The organism is Paraburkholderia sp. J7 (assembly GCF_905220155.1).
GTDB lineage: Bacteria > Pseudomonadota > Gammaproteobacteria > Burkholderiales > Burkholderiaceae > Paraburkholderia.
In genome coordinates this window covers 81,047-104,535 of the sequence record NZ_CAJMYZ010000028.1, presented here as the reverse complement: position 1 = coordinate 104,535, position 23,489 = coordinate 81,047, and the positions used below count along the sequence as shown (strand labels likewise).

Genomic DNA, 23,489 nt, shown 5'->3' with positions numbered 1-23,489 from the left:
TTAAAAATGCGATAATTGTTTTTATGTCAAATCACACGGTGTTTCACCGAAGCACTGCACATCGACATGCATTCAGGACAAACATTCGAAGCGGCCGCAGGGACAAGCCTGGTCCCGTCACTGGTTCATTGAAGAGGAAGCTGGTCAGCAAGACATATCGTGCGACGCGCTCTCGTTCACAGCTAGGCTCTCCCCTGATCTCTGACCGCGTCGCTATGCTGCGCCTCGTGAGATTGTTACGGTGAAGACGGTATGGTTCTCGTCAGATTCAACTTCAATCGTTCCGTTGTGAGCTTGCGCAATGCAACGGCAGATATAAAGACCCAAGCCCATGCCTGGGGAGGCACGCCTTAATTCCAGCAACGGGTACCGCGCACGTGAGCGGATCGAAGAGCGTGGGTAGTGCGCGCGACGGGTTCTAGCGGCAATATCGTTGGTTCCTTATCTCGCCGCCTTCGATCCCCTACGGACTCTCTCGGTGATTTCGCAAAATGGCCGACGTGTACAGTCATCCAGTATTTCGACCTCTTAAATGACATCGACTGGGACACCGCGCCAATTGCCTACCATATCGTCGCTTCGAATCGCGTCATTCGCGATGGGATGCTCAGCAACGCCCGGCGTACAGGATCCCGAATTTGATCCAGGAGACGGAAACACCACCTCCAGTTTTTCAAATTACAGAAGCCCGTCGCTCATTTGAACCATGCAACGATCATCATAGCTACAGCTAGTGAATTCAATGCGGCCTGCAGCAGGTTTCCGGCATTCAATCTTCGGCGTTGCTCTCCTAGGTGAACTTCATCGTCACGTTCGGCTGCCTTTATGCTTTTGTAAATCGGGAGCTTGACGAGTTTTGATATGAGTCCACCGGCCAGCCATAGCGCGAGTCCTGCGCTGATCCAGCGATTTCCAAATCCATAAAAGTAGTAATAGGGAATAGCGCCGATCAGCGGGACGTTTAGGGCAATGATCATGAACGGCGATTTGGTTGAGTGTCGTACCAGGGATCCTACGAAGTCTTTGAAGGTCGCTGCGTCCATGTCGTTCATGACGTGCCGAAGCACGCCAGCAATGAAAATCAAGAGCGTCGCGTTCACGACCATGGAAGCTAGTAGCAGAACCTCAGCCAGCGCTTGGGTCATTTTTGATCCTCTAAGCGGATAGTTCGAACGGGGCGCTCGCCGAGCAGGCCACGTATCGGGTTGATCAGCGCGGTTCGGTGGCGCGGTAGGATAGCGTGCATGCGGTATACCGCCTCGATGGCCTGTTGCTCGACCGATTTGATCGACATGCTGCGCATCGTGGGTCGGCTGGCAGCTTCGACTACCGCCTCCGCATCGTTGCGATCGTTCTTACTTGTCTTGACGAACGGTACAGTATATTGCGGACTGATTCGCCGAACTTCGGTCCGATCGACTGCAAACACCTCGCCCAGTGATGGACAGTCCTGTATGCCTCCATGACAACCATTTTTGGGTTCAATGTGCGCGCGGTTTCAGAGAAGAAGCTCCTCAAGACCTTCGATCGATGCACGACACGGTCTCGACAATCCGCGCCGTGGAGCTGGAAGATCTGCTTCGCAAGATCGACGCCGAGAATGCCGATTTCCATGACGAACCTCCGCACGTCCGAGTGAGTGCGTAGCGTCTCCCGCAGGGAGGCACCGGGTCCAACAAGCACGAAGAGAAATACCCGCATACCATCTCGAATGAGTGGCGACTACCAGTCGCCGAGCCTGAACTACGAGTCCTGAACAGTGGAACCCTCGGGCTGCGATGGGCATCACACACAAATGTGAGTCGTTCAAGGGGGAGTTAGCAGTTGCTTGATTGGAAAGACAATTTATACAGGGCCACAAGGTGGGACCGCGCTAGGCTTATGTCCCCCTAGCCGGAAAATGCACAAAAATCCACGTCACCCCGAAGGCAGCGACGCGGCCGGCCGAGGGATCCGCCAATGCCCGCGACGCACATGGGATAAAAGACAAACCGGCTAGACGGTTTACATGACGACTGACCTGCGTTAGTATGACCCGCGAGCCACCTCGGTCTATCGTCCGTCCGCGTACAGGTCGCTACGACAGCCAGGACGCTTCCCAGATTTAGCGTCGTTATGAAGCGCCTTATTTGCAAACCGGCCAGACGGTTCGTATGAGTATACGGAAACTAACAACCCCCGCGTTCGAATGGCTGTTGACGATGGCCCCCAAAGCCCTGATTTGCGCAGCGCTCGGTCTTGCACTGTTCGCTTGCCTCGCACTCTCGGCGTGCTCGGCAGTCAAGCCCGTCAAGTATTCCAGCCTCGCTTCATGGCCGTACCTGCGCGTCAATCCCGACGACCGGGATGGAACCCATATGCCCTATCGGTATGCGTTACCGCAGGACTGGTCACGGTACAGAAAACTCATCCTCGAACCGGTCTGGCTTTACGGCGGGCCGGATGCAGAGTTTCGCCACGTCAGCAACGCGGAGCGCTCGAAGCTCGCTGATTTCATGCAGGCTACGTTCGCAGAAGCGCTGGCCACCCGCTTCGATCTGGTGAATGAATCCGGAGCCGACACGCTTCGTGTTCGGCTCACGCTTACCGGTGCAGGCACGGCGCTGCCAGGATATGTCATCTATGCGGTATAAATTTCGGATTCCTCTTCAAACAAGCTGATTGAAGCTTATATCGAAAGATATCCAGATGGCGGGCTGTCTGCCAGGTTGAGCTCGCCAGACGCCCCCAAAACCGGCATTGAACGGGGCGCAGCCGAACTGCTCGCCCAATTCAGGTAATTCACTTTTGCAGCAGCTTTCAATGTCCCTCAGACGATTTCTCCCGCTCACCATCTGGCTCGTACCGATCGGTGCAGCGTTGATCGGCATCGCGTTGCTTGTGCGATCAGTCGCGACACAAGGGCCGACTGTCACTATCAGCTTTCTCACCGCCGAAGGACTGGAGGCCGGGCGAACAAAGGTGCGATACCGTAACGTGGAGATCGGCGAGGTCAAGACCATCCGCCTCTCTAACGACCATTCCCGTGTCCTTGTAGATGTACAGATAGCCAAAACCTCAACCAATCTCGCGGTTGAAGACGCCCGCTTCTGGGTGGTGCGCCCAAGGATCGGAATGGGTGGTATTTCGGGTCTTGGTACCGTCCTCTCCGGCGCGTATATCGGCATGGATCCTGGTCGCTCCGACCAGCCCCGTGAAAAGTTCATCGGACTCGAGACGCCTCCCATCGTGACCAGCGACCAGAAGGGGCGTCGTTATGTTCTTGATGGCGATTCCCTCGGCTCCGTTGATATCGGCTCGCCAGTCTACTACCGCCGTTTCCAGGTCGGACGTGTTGTCGCACGCTCCCTTAACGATGACGGCAAGGGCGTCACCATCCAGGTCTTCATTGATGAGCCCTACGACAAACTTGTTAAGGCAGATTCATACTGGTGGCATGCAAGTGGTGTCGACCTGCGGCTGGATTCGGGCGGTATGAGACTGAATACCCAGTCACTCGCGACGGTCGTCATGGGTGGTCTCGCGTTCCAGTCCCGCCCCGATCACGAGGCGGCAGGCGAAGCGCCCAACGGCACCGCTTTCCCGCTTTCCGACAGTCAGGCAGAGGCGATGCGCGCACCGGACGGTGCTGCTGCAAGCGTTGTCATGAAGTTCAATCAGTCGCTGCGCGGCCTGTCTGTCGGCGCGACGGTCGATTTCCGCGGAATCGAGCTTGGACGCGTCACAGCAGTCGACGTGGAATACGACCCGAAACGATCGGAATTCACGATGCCAGTGACGGTGAACCTGTTTCCCAATCGCCTCGGAAGAAAGTTCCGGGAGTCGCTGGGTGAAGGCAACAACGACGGCGGAAAGGCACTCCTGCAAAAACTGGTGGCTCAGGGTTTGCGCGCCCAGTTGCGGACCGGAAGTCTTATCACTAACCAGCGCTACATTGCGCTGGACATCTTTCCGAACGCCCCGCAGGCCACCATAGACATGACGAGGGTACCGCTGGAACTACCGACTGTGCCCAATTCGCTGGAGGAGCTTCAGGTGGTCATCGCCGATATTGCCAAAAAGCTGGATCGTGTGCCGTTCGACCGGATCGGCACCAACCTCGATCAAACGCTCCAGAGTGCCAATCGTGCATTCACGCAAATGAACACCGAACTTGCGCCTCAGGCCCGCGATACCCTCGCGACCGCCCAGGAAACGTTCCGTACAGCGCAGGCAGCGTTACAGCAGGATTCGCCGCTCCAGTCGGATATGCGGCAAGCTGTTTCGCAACTCAATCGCACGCTGCAATCGCTGAACGAGCTGGCTATCTACCTTCAGGAGCATCCGGAGTCACTCCTGCGCGGCAAGCCAAGGGATGAAAAGCAATGAGTCAAAAAACTACGAGGCGAAGTCACCAGCCCGGATGCCTTAAGCTGCTTTTTGCTTTGTGCAGCATCGCCGCGCTTGCTGCGGCGTGCACCGCTGTGCCGGAAGTGCATACCTACACCTTGGGCACGGAATCCCCGCCGCAGACGTTACGAAATAAAGTCGTCAACGACGAAAATTCACACCCAGCATTTCTGATCGACGTGGCGCCTGTCGTCGTTCCAGCACAGGTCGCGCGACGGCAACTCGTCTTGCAGAAGGATCCCGTACGCGTTCAGGTCATGGAACAGGAGCGCTGGAGCACCGCCCCGGCCGATGAGCTTCGCCAACGTTTGTCGGCGAACCTTTCCGCGGCGCTTGGCACGTTCGACGTCGCGAGCGTTCCCTATCCAGCAGATCAACCAGTCTATCGAATTAGCGTTGTGGTGCAGCGATTCGAGTCATGGTACGCATCGCACGCACTGCTGGACACCGTGTGGACGGTGAAACCACGAACAGGAACGACCATGCTGACCTGCCATTCGACGTACTCGGTGCCCGTCAGCGACGGCTTTGGCGAGCTTGTGAAGGGGCATCAGCTGGCAGTGTCCGAATTGTCGAATGAGATAGCAACGATCCTCGCAGCACAGCAGGATTCACCGGCCCCGTTGAAATGCATTCGTGGAAGGATGCAGACGGCGGATGCTGGCGTACAGGCGAAGTAGCGCGCCAGTCCGTGGTAGCGCCCCCACGCTGACTCGACAGCGCGTCATGCTGTATTTACCTTGAAGTGGCAATCAAGCAGGAGAGGTCAACGTGTTCCTTGCGACAACCCGACTCACTGGCGAACCATCACGCAACAGGATCTGTCGAGACAGCCCGTCCGACGCCGGGTGCAAATCGTGTCCGCAACCTTGTGCGCGCTTCGCGCTTGCGGCCGTCCATCACGAACTCAGAGTCCTGCGAGGGACGGTGCTCAAGCAGTGGAACGAGATTGCTGCACTCGAGGCAGAACTCGCATCCATGCGCATGGGATTGAGCAATGCGACGGACGCGTCTGAAGCTTGACGGGGCGAGCGATCTAAAAACCATGGAAATCCGCAACCTCATCGCCTGTCCCGATTGTGATCTGCTGCTGTCGCGCCCACTTCGGACCGGGAAGACTCGGGGAATGCACTGCCCCCGCTGCGGGGCGAGCATCGCCAGCACAGACATGGCGCGACTCGATCGCGTCCTGGCGCTGGCGCTCGCAGCAATGATTACTTTCTTCATCGCACAGGCGTATCCAGTCGTCGAGCTCGAGATGGGTGGAATCACATCGGCCACTACCCTGACAGGGACCGTTTGCGCCCTCTGGGTTCAAGGCATGTGGCCACTCGCTGTCCTGGTCGCCTGCCTGACCATCGTGTTTCCGTTTCTCGATCTTGCAGCGGTTCTCTACGTTACCGGACCTGTGCGCCTTGGCGTGGTTCCTCCCGCATTTTCAGCGGTGCTGCGTGTGCTGCAGTTCGTGCGGCCGTGGGTCATGATCGAAGTCCTGTTCCTCGGGGTCGTTGTTACTGCAACGAAGCTTGCCGACCGTGCATACGTCACCCCGGAGACGGCCCTCTTCGCGCTTTGCACGCTGCCGTTCATGCTCGCGGTCGTCATGGCATTCGAGCCACGTGCCCTCTGGCACATCCGCGAGACACTGTATGCGCGCGAATGCGATAACTTGCCAGTGCCACCCACGACTTTTCCCGCCTTGCCCTCCGTGTCCGCGATGGACCTGGGGCTTGTTGCGTGCAGGACCTGCAACGGTGTTGCCCGTCGGGAGTCCGATGAGTCCAGTCGTGGCGCGCCGTCCGCCCCGCAAGCGCGCGCGGCTGCCCAGCAATGCTCCCGTTGCGGAGCAAGGATGCATTCCAGGAAACCGGACAGTCTCATGCGCACCCAGGCTTTGCTGGTCGCCGCCGCAATCATGTATCTACCTGCAAACCTGCTGCCTGTTCTTCATACCGTGACAATGCTTGGCTCGAAGGACGACAGCATCATGAGCGGCATTGTTCATTTCTGGCGCAGTGGGGACTGGGTAATTGCTACGGTTGTCTTCATCGCGAGCGTCGCTTTCCCGCTACTTAAGGTCGTCGCGCTCGCGTTCCTCGCCTGGACAGCGGGTTGTGCTTCCCGCTGCCACCCGTTGGTGGGTACGAAGCTATTCCGGGTCGTTGAGCGCCTCGGCCGCTGGTCAATGCTCGATATTTTTGTCATTGCGCTTACGATCGCGCTCGTCAATTTCAGGTCTGTCGCTTCTGCGACGTCGGGCTGGGGCGCAGTCGCCTTTGCAGCCGTGGTCCTGCTGACGATGACGGCCACGATGCAGTTCGATCCACGGTTGATCTGGGACGCTCATGCCGGCTCGCATGAGCGTGACAAGAACGGCTCAAATAGCCCAACCGGCCCGTGACCGCCCCACGTTTTGGCCCTGCCAGTACGATGCCAATGGCGACAATCGCCGGAACCCCTATAGCGCACTGCCCTAGGCTGACGGCGCCCCGGGTGCACTTCGGCTCGTCCATGACGGCTCATCGAGCAGCCGCTCGAAAAGCCGTTCGCGCTCTTCCGACGACAGTGGTGACAGCCCGATCAACCCGGTAAACGCCAAGCCAACCGCCGCCGCCCAACGCAGCACCGCGATATCGCCATCGGGTGACTCCTTTCGGACCTCGGCAAGATCAGCAGCGTGAGCGCCCCGAATGGTTTCCAGGAGTTCCGGTGCCTGGACCAATGCAGCCAGTACGGCACGATTGGCAGAATGTGGCTGGCTGGCAGTTTCACGCATCACGGCAATCTGCGCGAGCAGGACCGGCTCCTTTACCGAAACATCGCAGGAACTCAGGTATCCGACTGCGAACTCTTCAAGGTACCGCCTCTGGAACTCCAGCAATGCCAGCAGGATTCCGTCCTTTGTGCCGAACTGATGGAGAAGCCCCCCCTTGCTGATGCCGCTCTCGCGGGCGAGTGCGTCGAAGGTAAGTGCGTTGAGGCCATCCCTCGAAAGGATGGTCAGAGCGGCCTTGAGGGCCGTGTTACGGGACCGTTCTGATCGGGTCGCGTTATCCATTATTGGCGGCTCACTGGAATGTCTGGTGTCAGTTGCAACTTCCCGGTCGCGACCTCATCGACTATCGAGGTATCAGCTGCCATCCGGTATCTTGACAAACTGCGTCCATGCGTCATCGTCAAGCAGTCGGTCAAACAGATGAGCGCGCTCCTTGTCCGACAAGGGGGAAAGGCCGAACAGCGCATACAGTGCGAGGCCCCATGCCGCCTCCCAGCGCAACAGCGCGATTTCAGGATCGGCGGCCTCTTCCCTGATCTGCCGGACCTGCCCGGCGAACCGTTCCCGGATAAACGCCATGGGGCTCGGATCATCCACAAGGATCGAAAGGACTGCACGCGCAGGTGAGCGGTTCTCGTCTACCATCTGGCGCAATGCCGCAATCTCGAGTGAGAGCGCTTGCTGTGGGGCATCCTTCGGACGCGATTGCTGATAGTTGCGCCGGAACTGTTCGAAACTGACGTTGCGATATGCGAGTACACCCTTGAACAGATCAGCCTTGGAGCGAAAGTGATGCGTGACGGCCCCCTTGCTCAGGCCTGATTCCCGGGCGACAGCCTCGAATGTCAGCCTCGCAGTCCCATCGCGGGCGAGGACGGTCAACGCCGCCTCGATGATCGCATTGCGGGTCTGTTCTGAACGCTCCTGCCTGGCCAAAAGTTTGTCCCCAAAGTTATGGAGGGCTGAAATGGCGCGATCGAACGTGCCTTGCTTCCGGTAGCCCACTTGCACAATATCTGCATCCTGGACCGGGAGTATACGGCTCACTAAAAAAACCGTCCAGACGTTTTGCTTTCTCTGTATCTCGTGCTAGACTTCGCTCCAGTTCTTCACCTTGCATAAAATACGAACCGTCTGGACGGCTTTATTATTCCGCGAAGACAGCGGAGATTACCTGCTGACGTCGTAGATCAAACCGCCCAGACGCCTTTGTTCATGCCGTTGCCGCCGTGTATCTCTCATGGGACCCAAAATGACAATCACCAGGAATGTTCGCCACCTGCTTTTCGCGCTGTCGTTTCTCTCGCTGGCAGGTTGTGCCGGTGTTCAACCCGTCGCCTATTCCGGCATTCCGTCGTCTTCGTACCTGAAGGCGAATGCCCACGACGATACCGGGCGCATCCCGTATAACTACTCGACGACGGTGAACTGGCAAGCCTACTCCAGGGTGATCGTCGACACGGCCACCGTCTATAACGGTGCTGACAGCCAGTTCGGCGACATGAGCGACGCCGACAGGGCAACGCTGGCCATTTACCTCCAGAAGTCTTTCACACAGAGACTCGGGACGAGATTTGTCTCGACTACGCAGCCCGGTCCGGGCACGCTTCGCGTCAAGCTGATCCTCACGGGTGCCGAGACCACGAAACCCGTGATTGGTCAGTTCACACATTTCGATATCGGCGGAAACGTCTATAACGGTGTGCAGGCCGTTCGCGGCGGTAAGGCGATGTTTGGCGGCTCCGTTTCGTACGCAGTCGAGATTTACGACGCGTCGAACAACAAGCTTTTGAATGCCTACGTAACAAGGCAGTATCCAAACGCCATGAACCTGGTCGCGAGTTTTGGCTCACTCGGTGCGGCGAAAGCAGGGATCGACAAGGGCGCCGACGCGTTGGTCGCTGAGCTCCGGTAAGCAAGAACACACATCGCGCGACACGGTGGATCAGTAGCGTGGAGCCACTGTGCGCGTAAAGCCCTTGCCGTGCATCCGGTCTCGTAGGTAACCAAATCGGCTGACGGAGCGTCCAATGCCTGGAATCGCGTCCCTCTTCGCACTGCCCCTCCCTTCGCCCGTTATGGTGGCGCTGGTGTTCGTTGCCGCTTATCTGCTGGTTGGCATTCCGCTTCATTTCCTTGCCGGTGCCGAAGCGCGTGACCTATGGGCAACGTGGACCGGACTGTTCGCCGCACTGATTTACATGGTGGTCTTCATTGACTTCTATCCTGAAGCGCACGATGTAACCACACGTCAACCGGCCGTTGCGCAACAAGGACTCTCCGTATCAGGGGAAGCGCGACAGCTGCATCGCGAAGCCAGAAATTGAGTTGGCCAGTTATATGTCGCTGGCTCAGGCGTGTGGCAGACGCACTATGGCGGATCTTACTCTGCGTGTATCGCGTAGTAGTTGGCCAACTTTGATTCAACCGTACTGGTGACAAACCTGCGACTGCTGGGCTCCTCGTTTTGAAGGACAGTTGATGTGGGATCAGGCAGTCATAACCCGTCCGATGACGCTATCCATACAGGCCATTTTTCACGATGAATTCTTCCTCCCAACTCCAGCCCGGCGCCGCGCGGACATCCCGCAGGCTACTGGTTTGCACGATCCCGGTACTCACGGCCCTCTTTTGTGTGCTCGTTACTGCAATGGTATTTTCTGGCGATGTGCCAGGACTCACCGAAGGATTCCCATCCACCAGCAATATTGACATACACAAGAATCAGATTTCCTTGAGCCAATCTGAATATCAACCGTGAATTCTGTCGGTTTTGAAAATATTTCCGTCGATATGTGATGTTCGGGTTTGTATCGCAAAGCAGCTGAGTGTGCTATCCACTCCCGTGTGGCCCGATTCCGACCGTCAAGACAAGCGCAGAGAGATGGCATACATCATCGGCCAGGACGTGGGCGCGATTCTCGATCTGTTTTGGTCGAGTGCGTATTCGATGTTCTGGATAGTGGGGCTGGCGACAACATTTCTATCGCTCATCGCGGCCTCTATTTTCCTCATGCGACGGGCAGAATCCTTTGAGGTTTTCTTAGGCGCAACCGCAGGACTGATTGCAGGCCTTTCCTATTTTTCCCTTGCGCTTGGAACGCTCCCCGAAAGCGATGCCCGTGCAATGTGCTCGACAGGTTCGCCGACGCCTCGCGTCGCTGTACACACGAGTCCGATAGCCTTGTCTGGTGAAGGTCAACATGGTCGATGCAAGACAATACACTAAACGCCATTTGTTTTTCTGATCGAATTTCAACCGCAGAATACTTGTCCAGAATCCCGTTTGCACAAGTAAAAAGCCGCTGGAAGTTATTTGGAGGTAGGTAATGAGACGCCTGAGAGCCAGTCTGACTCTGTCAATCGCGTTCACGTGCATGCTGGCAGGGTGTGCTGCGACTACGACAGAAAGTGAAGTCAAACCAGAGAGTATTTCGGAATTCACAATCGGCGCGACAACTCAGCAATACGTAATCTGGAGGCTGGGAACCCCGTCTTCAACAACCACCCTACCGGATGGATCGACGTTTCTGGTTTACACCTTCACGGGTAAGCCGCCATTTTGGGACAGAGTGATCTCAAATTTCGGACCGTACGCAACGACAAATGTCCGCAGAACCACCGTCAGCTTTATTTTCGGACCGGACGGGATTCTCAAGAAATCGGATACCGTTTCATATCAATGATCGCCTGTACGAGCTACGGAACACAAAGCTGCTGGTCACCCGCGGACATCCACGTTGACGTTGACTCATCTCCGCTTCCATGCGCATGTGAGCGCTTTCAGGTGCAAGCGTACCGGCGCCATTTCTTTTCAGGATTTCCCTACCCTCCTTTCAGCTCATCCTTCTTTATCCTTGTGACATTCCCGCCATAATGAAAAGTTCAAGCCTTCGCTCCCGCGTCGCATTCTCAACGTTGTACCGTGTTTCAGGCAAATGGCGGCTCGTGTGCACATCGACCAAAAGCAAAAGCCGCAACCCGCGGCCACGATGCTGCATTGTGGATCGACGCTTCGTTCCGCAGGACCAGAAGCGAACCTTCAATCGCAACGAATGTATGGCCGCCCGCCGATGAACGCCGCCTCAATCGCGGATGTCCTTGCAGCTGCAAGCACCGAAAAAAGTAAGCGGCCAGCGATCCCGTCTTGACGGGTGAGGTTAGGTATTGGCCTGTTTCGGCTGCCACCGATGCGGCAACAATGCGGCAACAATGCGGCGATGTCGCTGGCCCTGTGGGTGGGCAACCGCGTAAGGATGTCCTTGAGATACGCGTGCGGGTCGTGCCCATTGAGTTGCGCGGAGCGCAGCAGACTCATTATCGCGGCGGCGCGCTGCCCCGCCCGCAGCGAACCTGCGAACATCCAGTTGGCCCGGCCGATCGCCCACGGACGTATCTGGTTTTCAACCCAGTTGTTATCGATGGGCACGCACCCGTCGTCGAGATAGCGCGTGAGTGCCTCCCAACGCTTGAGGCTATAGTCCAGGGCTTTCGCGACGGCGGAGCCTTCGGATACGAGCTTGCGCTGCGTCATCAGCCATTCGTAAAGCGCGTCGCAGGCTGGTTTGGCCCGTGACTGGCGAAGGCGGTATCGCTCATCTGTGTTCAGTGCTGCTGCGTCGCGCTCGATGTCGTAGAGCACGGAGAAGAACGGCAGGGCCCGCCCGGCAACCTGGCTGCTGTGGTTGGCATGCAACTCGAAGAACTTTCGCCGCGCATGTGCGGCGCATCCGATTTCGATGATGCCCTGCTGGAATGACGCCTTGTATCCGCTATAGTCGTCGCACACCAGCTTGCCGTGCCAGCCATTGAGGAATGCGCGGGCATGTTCACCGGCGCGGCTGCCGGTGAAGTTGTAGACTACCGCGCGCAAGTCACTGAACTGGGTGGACGTATATGCCCACAGGTACGCACGATGCGTCTTGCCCTTGCCAGGGCTGAGCATCTGCACTGGCGTTTCATCAGCGTGCAGTACGCCCTGCCGCAGAATCTCCTCGCGCAGCGCGTCGACCAGCGGCTGAAGCTGCACACCGCACATGCCCACCCACGCGCCCAATGTGGATCTCGGTATCGCGAGGCCCGCGCGGCTAAAGATCTGCTCCTGGCGGTACAGGGGAAGGTGATCCGCATATTTGCTGACCAGCACCGAAGCAAGCAGTCCGGTGGTCGGGATGCCCTTGTCGATGACGTGTGCGGGCACCGGTGCCTGGATCAGCGTCTCACAGTTGCGGCACACCCATTTACCCCGGATATGCCTCTCTACCGTAAATAGACCCGGTGCGTAGTCCAGCTTCTCGCTGATGTCCTCGCCGATTCGCACGCGTTCGCAGCCGCAGTGGCAAACCGTGCTGTCAGGCTCGTGATGGATGTCGGTGCGAGGCAGCTGCGGCGGCAACGGCGCGCGTTTGGGCTGCTCACGTTGCCGCTCAGTTGATGGTGACTTGAGCTGTTCGAGCTCCATCTCGATGGCTGCCACGTCGCCATCGACGGCCTCTTCAAGGAGGCTCATCTGCTCGCTGTTGAGCCGCTCGCTACGCTGGCCGAACTGCTGGCGCTTGAGGATCGCGATCTCGTGCGACAGTTGGTCGATGCGGGTCTGCCGGTAATGTAGCTCCCGATCCCGCTCACTGACCTCCCGGTCCTTCACCTGCACCTCGGCGATCAACTGCACTGCGAGGGCACGCAGTTGGTCCGGACTGAGGGAGTCAAGATCGGTGGGCAGGTTCATGCAGACCAGTCTGCCAGAAGCCCATGCACCGGTGAAGCGAAACAGTTTACGTCGCCGTCATACGATGCGGATCACGCCGTCCTGGCCAATGCGCTGCCACGGCAGGCCGAGCACCAAGCCAGCCAACTGCTCGTGCGTCAGCGCGTGTTGCTTCGGCTCGCTGCCAGCGTGCGGCCAGACGAACTGTCCTTGATTCAGGCGTCGTGCTGCCAGCCAGATGCCGATCCCGTCATGGACGAGCACCTTCATCCGATTGGCCCGGCGGTTGGCAAACAGATAGGCGTGGTGCGGGTGCGCGGCGCCAAACACCTTGACCACGCGTGCCAGTGCAGTATCGAAGCCGGCACGCATGTCCAGTGGATCGACGGCCAGCCAGATCTCGTCGACGCGGATCACCGCAACCACTCGCGCAGCCAGGCCGCACACTGGGCTGCCTCCGATATCGGCCAGCTTACCGTGACCGTCTGATCTCCCCGACGCACTTCGATGCGAATCTCTGCTGAATGCGTGTTCCGGGTTTCCAGTGGAATCGGCACAAATGCCGGAACGGCTACCGGTTGCAAATCTGCCGGACCGCCAGGCAGGCCCTTCGGAAGTCTGCCTTCTGCCTGATCGATCCACCGCCGCAGCAGGTTCGCGTTGAGCCTGTGCGCCAGCGCGACTGCTGCGACCGATACTCCGGTTCCGTGGCAGGCAGCTATTACCGTGGCCTTGAACTCCTCGCTGTAGCGTCGCCGGCGTCGACGTTCGGAGGGCGTGCCTTCTTCGACGATAGTGTTCACGTGTCCGCTTATTCGTTAAGTGGACACGATACTCCCAAGAGCTTTACCGAACCTCAAGATGGGTTGCCTGGCCGCTTACCGAAAAAATCGATAACACATACATCGGTCAACGGTCCAGTGAGAATTCGCCGGTTCGATCAGTCAGTACGAATCGGCTGCCCAGTGAAATTGCGGCCTAAGGACTACGATCCTGGATTTGATCACTATGCGTATCGCGGTTCTCGATTATGACCCTGGCCAGTCGCGATTCGTCTACGAGGCGCTGACCGCTGCCGGCCACGACTGCCATGTGTTTGCCGAGGGCGGCGCGCTGATTCAACGGATGCAACGGGAAACCTTTGACCTCGTGACGCTCGACTGGAACGTCGTTGACATTCCGGGTGATGCTGTACTTGCCTGGATCCGCAATAACGTCGACTCGAATCTGCCTGTGCTTTTCATGGCAAGCCGCACGGGCGCGCAGGACGCCGTCCATGCGCTGAATGCCGGCGCCGATGACTACGTCACCAAACCGATCGCCGCCTCCCTGCTTCTCGCGCGCGTCTCTTCGCTTTTGCGCCGGACTTTCCAGCAGGAAGCGGCGGCGACCTCGCAGCAGTTTGGCGAGTACCTGTTCGATATTCGGGAGGGTAAGCTTTTTCGCCACGGCACATGCTTACCGGTTACCCGGAAGGAGTTTCAGCTCTCGCTACTACTCTTTCGCAATCTTGCGCGCCCGCTATCGCGAGCTCAAATCCGCGCGACGGTCTGGAAGCAGCTGACTGACATTCCCACGCGTACGCTCGATACACACATTTCCACCGTACGAGTCAAACTTGGACTTCGGCCAGAGAACGGCTATTGTATCGTCCCGATTTACGGCTACGGCTATCGTCTTGACAAGCTTGATGCAGCTGCGGTGGGCTTGTCATAAATGCTCGGAAGAGGTTAAATGGCCACTCGTTTCGCGCCTCATATCCCGAGGTGCGCAGTTGATCAAGAAACCAGCGCAATGGCGCCTCCTTTCGCGTCGAACCTCCACAAGCCGCTCGTAAGAACAGGTTGCACGGATGCGGGTATCGAATGCATCACGAAGCGTCGAAGGGCATTCGAGTAGCGTCTGCGTCGCACCGGTGCGCCAGCGTGATGCACTGTGTGGATGTGCCGGCCCCCGTGCCCGCTTCGGTCAGTGCGGTTGCCTTGGCGGCGCGACCAAACACAGCAATGACTCATCCCAAGTGAGACTCATTGTCATCACATCCTGAACGAGCTTGCCCGCTACCGCCCCGATCTACTCTCTCTGTTCATCATTTATCCCCCCTCATCCCGTCACGTGCTTCGCTTAGTGATTGTCGTTGCAAGGATGGATAGATCGCGAAATCCGGACCTGACGTACAAGTGAAAATCCCGTTGGCATTTGCAGACCTGCATGCACTTTGTGGCTGCGCGGCGTAGTGCTCATCTAGTTGCCGGATGCCATGGCTCGACGACGCGCGATGCGTCTACTGAATTTCGACTATAACTTCCCTCTGATCCAAGTGATCGCATCCTCGAAGACGGGCCACTGGCAGCGACCACAAGGAAACGAATCAGGAGCAAATCGTGCGGTTGGGCGAACGAAGAGACGTTCCTCACGTCAGAAAAACCATATTGCACCAGTGTTCGAGTCGGCAGACGCAATTGACGGCGTGCGTGCATTCGCAGAAAGGCGCGAGCCTCGATGGAGCGGAATTTGACATCCTTCCCGCCCGGCGCGCAAGCGACGGGGATTCCTTCTACAGGACGACGTTCCGTCGCTAGCAATCGCATCAGCGAACTCGCGCCGTGATTCGTTGCCCCTCGGCTCGGCACGGCAGTCTGAAGGTCACGATCTCCACTCACGACGACGCTGGTGCCACGCTTACCGTGGAATCGTGATCACGACACGTAGCAGGCTGCTCCAGTCGCGGCTCGCGTGGCCTTGCGATAGACACGGGCCCGTGCTCCGGCGAATTCGACTCAAGCCACATCAATTTCCGTTTGCTCGCATCAACGACCAACCGAGTGGCGTCCCTCAAAATGGTCGCTTTCAATTCGGTCGTCCGTTTTGATCGCCGCAACAGCCCGACGCTTGTCGGCAATCAACACGATGGAGCCGGCCTTCAGGGCGGCCTCTGCGACATCGCGCGAGCGCATTGTCCGGCGGCGCACGCACTATCTCAACCGTGAGCCCGCCTGTCACATCCAAGACCTTTGGCGATTGTCCGCGACATATTGCACCCCTCCGAACTACGCTACGCCCCGGCATGGCACCCCATTCCAGTGATTGCGAACCATACGAAAAGCTTTCGAGTAGTTGCTTTCGAAGTTCGTCACATGTTTGCGAACCAATGCAGCTAGGTCATAGCCAGAGGGGAGTACTGCGATCATGGCTACCGCCAACTGAACGTCGCACGCCTAGAACCGCGCTCCCCGATCCGTCGATGACGGTGGCCGCCATCGACGACCCTGGTCGATCGCTCGACGATCCTCGAGCTCAACGTTGAAAGCTACTTGCGTCGTAACGCCAGCGGAAGCAAGCGTACCCGCCTGACGAACGAAAATTCCCGCCCTGCACGGCGACGTGCCGGGGGCGTCACCCTCGAATTTTGATATTGCTTGACATCGCCGGAGGAGTTACACAATAGTAAACAGTAGTTTCATGAAATACACCACATGAATGATGAAGGGGACACTTGGAGAACATATGAACAGGAACAATGTTAGAGGCGGAGCAGCAGGCGGCAGGGCGTTGGCCGCCGCGTCGCTGGGCAATGTCATCGAGTGGTTCGACTACGGCGTGTACAGCTTCGCCGCAATCACAGTCGGAACACACTTCTTCCCGACGAGCTCCTCGGTTGCGGCCGCGCTAGCGTCATTCGCAGTGTTTGCCCTTTCCTTTCTGATCCGTCCAATCGGCGGCATCATCATCGGTTCCTTAGGAGACCGCCGCGGCCGTCGGGACATGCTCATGCTAACCGTCGGGCTGATGACTCTAGGAACGGCTCTGATTGGCCTGCTCCCGACCTATAGCGAGATTGGCGTGGCCGCCCCAGTGCTCCTTGTCGTGGCGCGCATGATCCAGGGGTTTTCGGCGGGCGGGGAATATGGCGGCGCAAACACATTCGTGGCCGAAGTGGCACCGTCTGGCCGGCGAGGGCTCTTTGGAAGTGTCCTGGAGTCTGGCGTGCTGTTTGGCTACCTGTCCGGGGCAGCTATCGTAATCGGTCTGATGCACGTGCTGTCCGCTGACGCATGGAAGGCATGGGGCTGGCGACTACCGTTTCTGATTGCCTTGCCGCTTGGACTCCTCGCAGTCGCACTACGCAGAAACCTCGAGGATTCTCCCGTATTCAAGAAAATGAAAGCGTCTGGAGAGCAAGTTGCCTCGCCGTTGGCGGATTCGTTTAGAAGAGCCGCACGGCCCATGTTCCTAACAGCCGCCTTGGTAGCGTTCGGAAACAGCGCCTACTATCTCATTCTGGCCTATTTGCCGACCTACCTACAAACCGACCTCAAGATGTCGGGGGACGCCGCTCTGATGTTGAGTGTGTTGGTCATGGTTACGATGCTGGTCGCTATACCAATCTTCGGACGCTTGGGAGACCGGATTGGGCGCCGAGTATTACTGGCGGCATCTCCGCTCATCTATCTCGTTTTCAGCGTACCGATGGTCATGATGCTTCAATCAGGAAACCAAACGTACGTCTTTGCTGCAGCGATACTAGCCGGTTTGGCGCTTGCGCCAAACGCGTCGCAATACTCCGCTGCCCTTACCGTCCTCTTCCCCCGATCGGTTCGCTTTACGGCTTTCACCTTGGCGTTCAACGTAGCCACAGCCTTGTTTGGAGGAACCGCGCCGTTCATCGTGGGTTGGCTTACTCAGGCAACAGGCAGCAGCTTCACGATCGCTTACTACCAGATGGCCATGGCAGTGCTTGCACTAGTCGGCGTGTCAATGATGCCGGAAACCAAGTCCCTCACTGCAGATCATGACGCGGTCATGGGTAATGAATCGCTCGAGACCGCGGTCGCCGAGCGATAACTGCCGGCACTTTTCCTTCCTATAGACTTCACCAAACCAGAAGAGAAAACATGTGGTTCGATATTGCTGAATATCAGTCCCGACTCGAAAACGCGCAGAAATATATGGCTCGACATGAGCTTGACTATCTGCTCGTGTTTGAACCTGAGCTCGTAACTTACCTGACAGGGTTCTACACATTAGGGTACGGAACTTCATTTCAATGTGTTCTCGTCCCCAGCTCAGGCCTCCCTCTCACAGTGCTTCGAAAGGCGGAACAGTTTCATTTCAACGATACCGCGGCGTGGCTCGACAAATACCTGCTATGGTACGACGGCGAATCCGCTCCAGATGTCGTGATTCGTGCGATGGCCGAACTGTCTGTAAAAGGGCGTGTCGGCTTCGACGGGGCATCGTGGCGGGCTACCACCACAATAATGGATCGCGTCAGAGGGGCGATTCGCGCAAGTTTCATTGATCTTGGTACGCAACTCGATTCGCTTCGTTTTATAAAGTCCCAAGCTGAGATTGCCTATATGCGCGAAGCTGGAAAAGCCGTGTCCCTGATGCATGAGGCTGGAATCCGCGCTGTATCTCCTGGTGCAACCGAGAGGGACCTAATGATCGCGACAGCTAGTGCCGGTTTGCGAGGAGGTAGTGATCAGGCGGAGCCCGGGCCACTAGCATCGGGTGAACGTGCATACCATATCCATTCTTGCTTTCAAGATCGTGTCATCTCACACGATGATCTGGTTTTCCTTGAAATGTGCGCACACAAGAAAAACTATCATGCTCGTTGCATGCGCACCATTGTTGTCGGCCAACACGACGATCGCATGGTCGACACCTACCGTCGATTTGTCGACATTCAAGATGAGGCTTTAGCTACGATTAGAGCAGGTGTGCATTGTTCGGTCCCGGACCGGATAGTGCGTGAAGGCGTTGTAAAGACCGGATGGGTCGACCAATATCCGAACAAGACCTTCTACGGTATCGGAATGATGTTCTGGCCTAACACCTACGAAAAGCTAGAGGTCACTCACAACGCCGACTTCCATTTCGAGGCTGGAATGACATTTCACGCTTATATCTCCGCGCGTGGCCTCAATATTTCTGAAAGTATCGTCATCACAGATCGGGGCCATGAACGTCTAACCACCTTCGACCGAGGAATAATTCTAAAATGATCTCAGGATCACATAACACCTCGTCTCCGCTATTTGAGAACTATAGCACCCGGGATCTTAGAGAGTTAAAGCGCGCAAAATGGTCCAGTTCAGGCGCGCAATACGGAGCGGCAATCGCAGAGATGGATTTCGATCCGGCGGCCGACATAGCCGCTGCACATGCGGCATCAGCCATGCGCGGCGACCTTGGATATGCTCACCCTAAGGCGCTTAATGCTGCCTCGGATGCGCTTCGGGAATATCTCTTTCTCAACTATGGATGGCGGATCTCCTCTAACGAGGTAATAACACTCGGCGATCTTCTTCGAGCCCTTGAGGTTTGCCTTGCGTATTTCAGCGCGCCCGGCTGCCCGGTTATTGTACCGACCCCTTCCTATCCGCCACTTTTGATAGTGCCACGATTGCTCGGGAGGAAGGTTATCGAGAGTCCACTTCGTCAATCAGGCGGCCGTTGGACTTTGAGCCTCGAGGATATCGAGCGTGGACTCGGGTTGGGGGCTCGCCTTCTGATACTTTGTAATCCACATAACCCAACAGGAACTGTATACACCCGCGACGAACTCATCGCACTTTCCGAGCTCGTGGAGAGGTACGGGGCTCGCGTTTTCGCGGACGAGATTCATGCACCTCTCGTCTATCCATTTCGGGACAACGACGGTCAGCTTCACTGCCATACGCCATACGCTTCCGTCACCGAGGTTGCGAAGAACCATGCGCTGACTGGCGTATCGGCCACGAAAGGCTGGAATTTGGGCGGTATCAAGGCCGCACATCTGATCGTATCGAACGATACGGAAATGCCAATACGCGAGCGGTTACTCGAAATGCTTGCTCACGGCGCAAGCACAGCAGGACTTTGGGCGACAACGGAAGCATATCGTAACGGCGGAGCGTGGTTAAACTCAGTACTAGCCTACCTTGACGGAAACCGCTGCCGGCTATCAGATATGGTTGCGGAGCATCTCCCGGGAGTCGTCTACCATCGACCATTTGCTTCGTATCTCGCGTGGCTTGATTTTCGTCGGACTCAGATTGGCGACCGACCAGCCGAATTCATGTTGCGTTATTCAGGGGTGGAAACTAGCGAAGGCGTTGATTTTGGGGAATGCGGTTCCGGATATTTGAGGTTGAACTTTGGTACCCCCTATCCGGTACTTGAGGAGACGCTCAGCACGATGGGTCATGCACTTCGCGTGGCTTCGCGGTGACTGCTTGTCAAATCCATCAGATACAGACGTGCGCCATTTTTTCGTTTCTATGATTGTGAAAAACCAAAAATATACTTGAACTTGTATATCTGCACATGCGCCAAGGTTCGCAATTATTTACCATTTATGGATGAAAATCCTCCTCGCGCAAACGGTGTAGGCGTTTTTATGAACTGACGTAACCACACATCCTGACGATTCCGTCTATTATTTAATAGCGCATTTTTGAGGAGAAAGCCGTGCATAATAAATTTCACTCGTCGCTAATATTTTGCATTACTAATCAAAAGCGAATCATAGGTGTTAGCGTAGCGTTAATGACTTCTACTGTGGTTCATGCGCAAAGCTCCGTGACCCTCTACGGGTCTATTGACTTGGGCGTTGATTTCGCCAGCAATGTTGGTGGCGCCCATCAGTACCGTATGGCTAGCGCGGTCGGGATCCCTACGCGATGGGGTCTGACTGGCAACGAGGATCTCGGTCAGGGGCAGTCAGCAATCTTTAAGGTGGAGAGCGGTTTCGACGCGACAAATGGCGCACTAAGTTCTGGATTGGGCTTCAGTCGGCAAGCGTACGTCGGCATCAAGGATGAACGGTTCGGAACTCTTACTCTGGGTCGCCAATGGTCCCCTTTGACCGTTATGGTAGGGGCGTTTTCTCTGAACGTTAACTACGGTGGATGGTACTTCTCGCATCCGAACGACGTCGACAACCTGGACTACACGTTCTCGATTCCGAGCGCGATTAAATACGCGAGTCCAAAAATTGGTGGCGCCAGCGTCGAAGCTCTGTATTCCTTCGGAGGACAACCCGGGCAATTTTCAAACGGCTCGAGCTATAGCGCTGGAGTGGACTATTCTGTGGGACAGTTTTCTGCCGCAATTGCCTATCTTCGCGTTAACGATCCGCAGACAACCGTGTTCGGCTATCAGAGCGGTGGAGGCTATGTGAACTCCGTATACGGCACGTATCTTCAGAACGCTCGCAGTCAACAGATCTTCGGTGTCGGCGCGTCATATGCCTTCGGATCAGTCAGAATCCTCGGCAACTTCACTGACGTCAATTTTCAGCAGGGTGCTGGGAACGGACAGGATGTGAAATTTCAGAATTACGAACTCGCGACAAGCTGGAACGCAACATCCGCGCTCGCACTCTTCGGCGGCTATACGCTCACCGACGGCCGAAATCACGCCACAGACCAGCAGCCGCGATACCAGCAGTTCAACATTGGCGCCAACTACCAGGTCTCCAAACGTACTGCGCTCTACGCAATCGTCGCGGTCCAGAAGGCGAGTGGCGGTGCAGTTGCACAAATTGCCGGTTTCAACCCGTCCTCGAATGGTAAGCAGGTCGTCGGTCATGTTGGCATTAATCACGTGTTTTGATCTGGCCGCTTGCACGCTTCACTGATCACGTGGTCATTTTGCATGAGTGGCTGAATTACGCAATTACGGACAGAATTTTGCCATTTAAGCGATGACTAAGTCCCGGTGCTTCGACGAGTACCGGGACTTGCCTATACTCCAACGCAACGTCGATGCGTGTGTAAATGACGCGTTCGACGCCGTTTATTGACGTGATATTCAAAAGAAGCGGCGCGAACAGACCGTCCTGTCGGCTAACCGTCGTCTAAATGGACATCATCATTCACTTGATCTGTCAAGGTGAGAAGACGCGCTGTGCAGGTCGGTAGGCGTGCTTCTTGCAAATGCCCGCCGCAACATGCCAAAAATTTTTACCGTCCAACCGACGGCACCATGACCCAAATCAATTCAGCAGATTTGGATTTTTCCAAATTGTGGTAGGTGTGAGGTTCACGTCCAGGAAAGGTTATTGCATCTCCAGCATTTAAATCAACAACCTTGTTCGAAAACTGGATACGGATTTTGCCTTTCAGAACATACGCCGTTTGCGACTCGCAGAACATTGGGTACAGTTCTTCGCCAGCGCTTGCACCGGGTTCCATTGTGGTATGGGTGAGCGACAGTAGCTTGTTGCTAGCCGGGCTCAACAAACTATGCCTAATCCCTTGTGCCTCGTTTGAACCCACAATGACGCTTCCAAACGAGACGACCTCCACCTGCTCGATGGTCAACAGGGCCCCCGGGTCCACACCGAGGGTCTTACACAGATTTACGAGAGTTCCGACAGTTGGTGAGATGTCGTCTCTTTCGAGACGCGACAAGTACCCCTTTGTTACGTTGGCAGCATCCGCGACCTGTTGAAGCGTGAGACCTTGCGCCAGTCGCGCCGCCCTAAGTCGGGGGCCAATGGTGAATGACGCATCCTGTTGATGGATTGCCGTTGATCTGATAGTCAAATCCGCCCCGCCTCCTCAAAGCATTCAGAGTTTCGCCACTACGTTGACCGAATATGCGCGAGCTATCGAGTATGCCATGTACACGCACAACGCGAACGCCATGCTCCATGCCGGACTCCGCGGAAGATGGCCGCACGTTCTCTACCGTCCGTCAGCACCACAGCAGCTCTTGCAGGCGCAATCGGGCTCGCTCAATTTTCGACATCCGAGATTGGCCGTTGCTCGGCCAATCACCCAATCGCTGGCTTTGACCGCCGCCATCGATGGGAGACCTACCCGCTTAGCATGATTGCGGCCAACTCCGAGGTCTCTTGGCGAAACCGCCGCCAACCCGGGAACGGCGTCCAGTAGGATTGTAAGCGACCTCTGCAAAGTTGAGCGAGACGGCTTGCGCCAGATAGCGATGCTACTACGCGGAGGCGAAGGTACAACACTGCCTGCCCCAGAGAGGCTCCACGTTAGAGCGATCCGGTGAGCTTTCGAAAGAATGGCGGTGCTTGTACGATAAGCGGTGAGGATGTGCTACAGCCTGCCGAAAGGGGTGTCATAGACGTTCGTGCATTTTCCCGATCAGACGCACCTGGGCCTGGCGCAGGTCTGCCTTGCCGCCTTGTATAAATTCCCTTTCCAATCAGACACCTGCTGACTACCCTTTGCGGACTAGCAACTGGATGACGGCAAACGCGCGATGGTTCAATCCGCAAGCCGTGATGGAAAGCCGAATTTGCAGACGCTGACTGCACTATCGGTTCGGTGGTCAGGACCGCGGCTCAGTCTAGGCGACTGGCGCTCGAAGCGGGCACATCACTCTTGGGACTTGGAAGGAGTTGGTGGGCGGGCCGAGCCACGGGGGTTTTGAACTTCCCACGGGGTACCGGCAGACACAGCGGCGCTCTGTCCAGCACGGCCACATACACCCCGACTGCACGATACTCGCAGACTTCGCCACGAGGGTTGCGGCGACAATCGGCGCAAGTCCCCCGCCTAGTGCCGACGCGAACTGGACACCCATCGACATACCAGAATAGCGCAGCTCTGCGGGAAACTGTGCAGCGTACAGATTCGATTGCGGTGCGAA

At 56.8% G+C, this 23,489-nt stretch carries 20 protein-coding genes and 2 pseudogenes; 12 read left to right on the top strand and 10 right to left on the bottom strand.

Going from position 1 to position 23,489, the window contains the following annotated elements:
* Positions 1–213 precede the first annotated feature (213 nt).
* The 3 genes from U5A58_RS34505 to U5A58_RS34495 all read right to left on the bottom strand — a co-directional run bounded on the left by U5A58_RS34505 (position 214) and on the right by U5A58_RS34495 (position 1,294).
* On the bottom strand, positions 214–333 hold the full coding sequence (locus U5A58_RS34505) for an ATP-binding protein (RefSeq protein ID WP_321930691.1): 120 nt from the start codon (positions 331–333) through the stop codon (positions 214–216).
* Between the two features lie 362 nt (positions 334–695).
* Positions 696–1,145 (bottom strand): hypothetical protein, encoded by a 450-nt coding sequence (locus U5A58_RS34500; RefSeq protein ID WP_321916000.1) that lies wholly within the window; start codon positions 1,143–1,145, stop codon positions 696–698.
* On the bottom strand, positions 1,142–1,294 hold the full coding sequence (locus U5A58_RS34495) for a hypothetical protein (RefSeq protein ID WP_321915999.1): 153 nt from the start codon (positions 1,292–1,294) through the stop codon (positions 1,142–1,144). Before U5A58_RS34495 ends, U5A58_RS34500 begins: the two co-directional genes overlap by 4 nt.
* 907 nt (positions 1,295–2,201) lie before the next feature.
* Here U5A58_RS34495 and U5A58_RS34490 point away from each other — a divergent pair.
* The 4 genes from U5A58_RS34490 (at position 2,202) to U5A58_RS34475 (ending at position 6,790) form a co-directional block, all read left to right on the top strand.
* Positions 2,202–2,633 carry a DUF3313 family protein gene (locus tag U5A58_RS34490; protein WP_321964731.1) on the top strand — a complete coding sequence of 144 codons (432 nt, stop codon included), beginning with the start codon at positions 2,202–2,204 and terminating at the stop codon, positions 2,631–2,633.
* Positions 2,634–2,802: 169 nt separating this feature from the next.
* Positions 2,803–4,368, top strand: coding sequence for an intermembrane transport protein PqiB (locus tag U5A58_RS34485; RefSeq protein WP_321964730.1), 1,566 nt, complete (start codon positions 2,803–2,805; stop codon positions 4,366–4,368).
* Positions 4,365–5,069 (top strand): PqiC family protein, encoded by a 705-nt coding sequence (locus U5A58_RS34480; protein WP_321964729.1) that lies wholly within the window; start codon positions 4,365–4,367, stop codon positions 5,067–5,069. The genes U5A58_RS34485 and U5A58_RS34480 overlap by 4 nt, the downstream gene beginning before the upstream one ends.
* A 365-nt stretch (positions 5,070–5,434) precedes the next feature.
* On the top strand, positions 5,435–6,790 hold the full coding sequence (locus tag U5A58_RS34475) for a paraquat-inducible protein A (RefSeq protein ID WP_321964728.1): 1,356 nt from the start codon (positions 5,435–5,437) through the stop codon (positions 6,788–6,790).
* A 72-nt stretch (positions 6,791–6,862) separates the two neighbouring features.
* Here U5A58_RS34475 and U5A58_RS34470 read toward each other — a convergent pair whose 3' ends face one another.
* Entirely contained in the window at positions 6,863–7,447 is a 585-nt protein-coding gene (locus tag U5A58_RS34470; protein WP_321940467.1) for a TetR/AcrR family transcriptional regulator, read from the bottom strand.
* A 72-nt stretch (positions 7,448–7,519) separates the two neighbouring features.
* A complete protein-coding gene (locus U5A58_RS34465; protein WP_321964727.1) occupies positions 7,520–8,176 on the bottom strand; it encodes a TetR/AcrR family transcriptional regulator in 657 nt (218 codons plus the stop codon).
* 241 nt (positions 8,177–8,417) lie between these two features.
* Between U5A58_RS34465 and U5A58_RS34460 the strand changes: the two genes are divergently transcribed.
* The 3 genes from U5A58_RS34460 (at position 8,418) to U5A58_RS34450 (ending at position 10,394) form a co-directional block, all read left to right on the top strand.
* Entirely contained in the window at positions 8,418–9,080 is a 663-nt protein-coding gene (locus tag U5A58_RS34460) for a DUF3313 domain-containing protein (RefSeq protein ID WP_321964726.1), read from the top strand.
* Between the two features lie 115 nt (positions 9,081–9,195).
* Complete coding sequence (locus U5A58_RS34455) at positions 9,196–9,492, top strand: hypothetical protein (RefSeq protein ID WP_321915991.1); 297 nt, start codon at positions 9,196–9,198, stop codon at positions 9,490–9,492.
* A gap of 557 nt (positions 9,493–10,049) precedes the next feature.
* Positions 10,050–10,394, top strand: a complete 345-nt coding sequence (locus tag U5A58_RS34450) for a hypothetical protein (RefSeq protein ID WP_321938088.1) — start codon at positions 10,050–10,052, stop codon at positions 10,392–10,394.
* Between the two features lie 972 nt (positions 10,395–11,366).
* Here the strand turns inward: U5A58_RS34450 and tnpC are convergent.
* The 3 genes and pseudogenes from tnpC to tnpA form a co-directional block, all read right to left on the bottom strand.
* Positions 11,367–12,893 (bottom strand): annotated as a pseudogene (tnpC, locus tag U5A58_RS34445) (IS66 family transposase); the annotation flags it as partial.
* Positions 12,894–12,950: 57 nt separating this feature from the next.
* Positions 12,951–13,289 carry an IS66 family insertion sequence element accessory protein TnpB gene (gene tnpB, locus U5A58_RS34440; RefSeq protein WP_175851490.1) on the bottom strand — a complete coding sequence of 113 codons (339 nt, stop codon included), beginning with the start codon at positions 13,287–13,289 and terminating at the stop codon, positions 12,951–12,953.
* Positions 13,286–13,675 carry an IS66-like element accessory protein TnpA gene (gene tnpA, locus U5A58_RS34435; RefSeq protein WP_321964725.1) on the bottom strand — a complete coding sequence of 130 codons (390 nt, stop codon included), beginning with the start codon at positions 13,673–13,675 and terminating at the stop codon, positions 13,286–13,288. Before tnpA ends, tnpB begins: the two co-directional genes overlap by 4 nt.
* 205 nt (positions 13,676–13,880) lie before the next feature.
* Between tnpA and U5A58_RS34430 the strand changes: the two genes are divergently transcribed.
* From U5A58_RS34430 to U5A58_RS34410, 5 genes are all read left to right on the top strand, one after another.
* A complete protein-coding gene (locus tag U5A58_RS34430; RefSeq protein WP_321938086.1) occupies positions 13,881–14,588 on the top strand; it encodes a response regulator transcription factor in 708 nt (235 codons plus the stop codon).
* Between the two features lie 1,791 nt (positions 14,589–16,379).
* Positions 16,380–17,717 carry an MFS transporter gene (locus U5A58_RS34425; protein WP_321938084.1) on the top strand — a complete coding sequence of 446 codons (1,338 nt, stop codon included), beginning with the start codon at positions 16,380–16,382 and terminating at the stop codon, positions 17,715–17,717.
* Positions 17,718–17,767: 50 nt separating this feature from the next.
* The gene (locus U5A58_RS34420; RefSeq protein WP_321964724.1) at positions 17,768–18,883 is read left to right on the top strand and encodes a Xaa-Pro peptidase family protein; all 1,116 of its coding nucleotides are present in this window, start codon (positions 17,768–17,770) and stop codon (positions 18,881–18,883) included.
* Between the two features lie 122 nt (positions 18,884–19,005).
* Positions 19,006–20,091, top strand: a complete 1,086-nt coding sequence (locus tag U5A58_RS34415; RefSeq protein WP_321938080.1) for a MalY/PatB family protein — start codon at positions 19,006–19,008, stop codon at positions 20,089–20,091.
* 275 nt (positions 20,092–20,366) lie between these two features.
* Positions 20,367–21,476 carry a porin gene (locus U5A58_RS34410; protein ID WP_321938098.1) on the top strand — a complete coding sequence of 370 codons (1,110 nt, stop codon included), beginning with the start codon at positions 20,367–20,369 and terminating at the stop codon, positions 21,474–21,476.
* A 350-nt stretch (positions 21,477–21,826) separates the two neighbouring features.
* On the opposite strand, the gene U5A58_RS34405 is transcribed toward U5A58_RS34410, so the two are convergent.
* Both U5A58_RS34405 and U5A58_RS40905 read right to left on the bottom strand, forming a co-directional pair.
* A complete protein-coding gene (locus U5A58_RS34405; protein WP_321915985.1) occupies positions 21,827–22,186 on the bottom strand; it encodes a cupin domain-containing protein in 360 nt (119 codons plus the stop codon).
* A pseudogene (locus U5A58_RS40905) lies at positions 22,187–22,411 on the bottom strand (helix-turn-helix domain-containing protein); the annotation flags it as partial. It abuts the gene before it with no gap.
* Between the last annotated feature and the right edge of the window lie 1,078 nt (positions 22,412–23,489).

Bases quoted from the DNA above. Each gene is read 5' to 3' on its own strand.
- U5A58_RS34450 (WP_321938088.1), top strand. From the start codon at position 10,050: ATGGCATACATCATCGGCCAGGACGTGGGCGCGATTCTCGATCTGTTT.
- U5A58_RS34490 (WP_321964731.1), top strand. From the start codon at position 2,202: ATGGCCCCCAAAGCCCTGATTTGCGCAGCGCTCGGTCTTGCACTGTTC.
- U5A58_RS34420 (WP_321964724.1), top strand. From the start codon at position 17,768: ATGTGGTTCGATATTGCTGAATATCAGTCCCGACTCGAAAACGCGCAG.
- U5A58_RS34425 (WP_321938084.1), top strand. From the start codon at position 16,380: ATGAACAGGAACAATGTTAGAGGCGGAGCAGCAGGCGGCAGGGCGTTG.
- U5A58_RS34470 (WP_321940467.1), bottom strand. From the start codon at position 7,447: ATGGATAACGCGACCCGATCAGAACGGTCCCGTAACACGGCCCTCAAG.
- U5A58_RS34415 (WP_321938080.1), top strand. From the start codon at position 19,006: ATGGATTTCGATCCGGCGGCCGACATAGCCGCTGCACATGCGGCATCA.
- U5A58_RS34455 (WP_321915991.1), top strand. From the start codon at position 9,196: ATGCCTGGAATCGCGTCCCTCTTCGCACTGCCCCTCCCTTCGCCCGTT.
- U5A58_RS34460 (WP_321964726.1), top strand. From the start codon at position 8,418: ATGACAATCACCAGGAATGTTCGCCACCTGCTTTTCGCGCTGTCGTTT.
- U5A58_RS34495 (WP_321915999.1), bottom strand. From the start codon at position 1,294: ATGTCGATCAAATCGGTCGAGCAACAGGCCATCGAGGCGGTATACCGC.
- U5A58_RS34500 (WP_321916000.1), bottom strand. From the start codon at position 1,145: ATGACCCAAGCGCTGGCTGAGGTTCTGCTACTAGCTTCCATGGTCGTG.
- U5A58_RS34475 (WP_321964728.1), top strand. From the start codon at position 5,435: ATGGAAATCCGCAACCTCATCGCCTGTCCCGATTGTGATCTGCTGCTG.
- U5A58_RS34485 (WP_321964730.1), top strand. From the start codon at position 2,803: ATGTCCCTCAGACGATTTCTCCCGCTCACCATCTGGCTCGTACCGATC.
- U5A58_RS34430 (WP_321938086.1), top strand. From the start codon at position 13,881: ATGCGTATCGCGGTTCTCGATTATGACCCTGGCCAGTCGCGATTCGTC.
- U5A58_RS34505 (WP_321930691.1), bottom strand. From the start codon at position 333: ATGGGCTTGGGTCTTTATATCTGCCGTTGCATTGCGCAAGCTCACAAC.
- U5A58_RS34480 (WP_321964729.1), top strand. From the start codon at position 4,365: ATGAGTCAAAAAACTACGAGGCGAAGTCACCAGCCCGGATGCCTTAAG.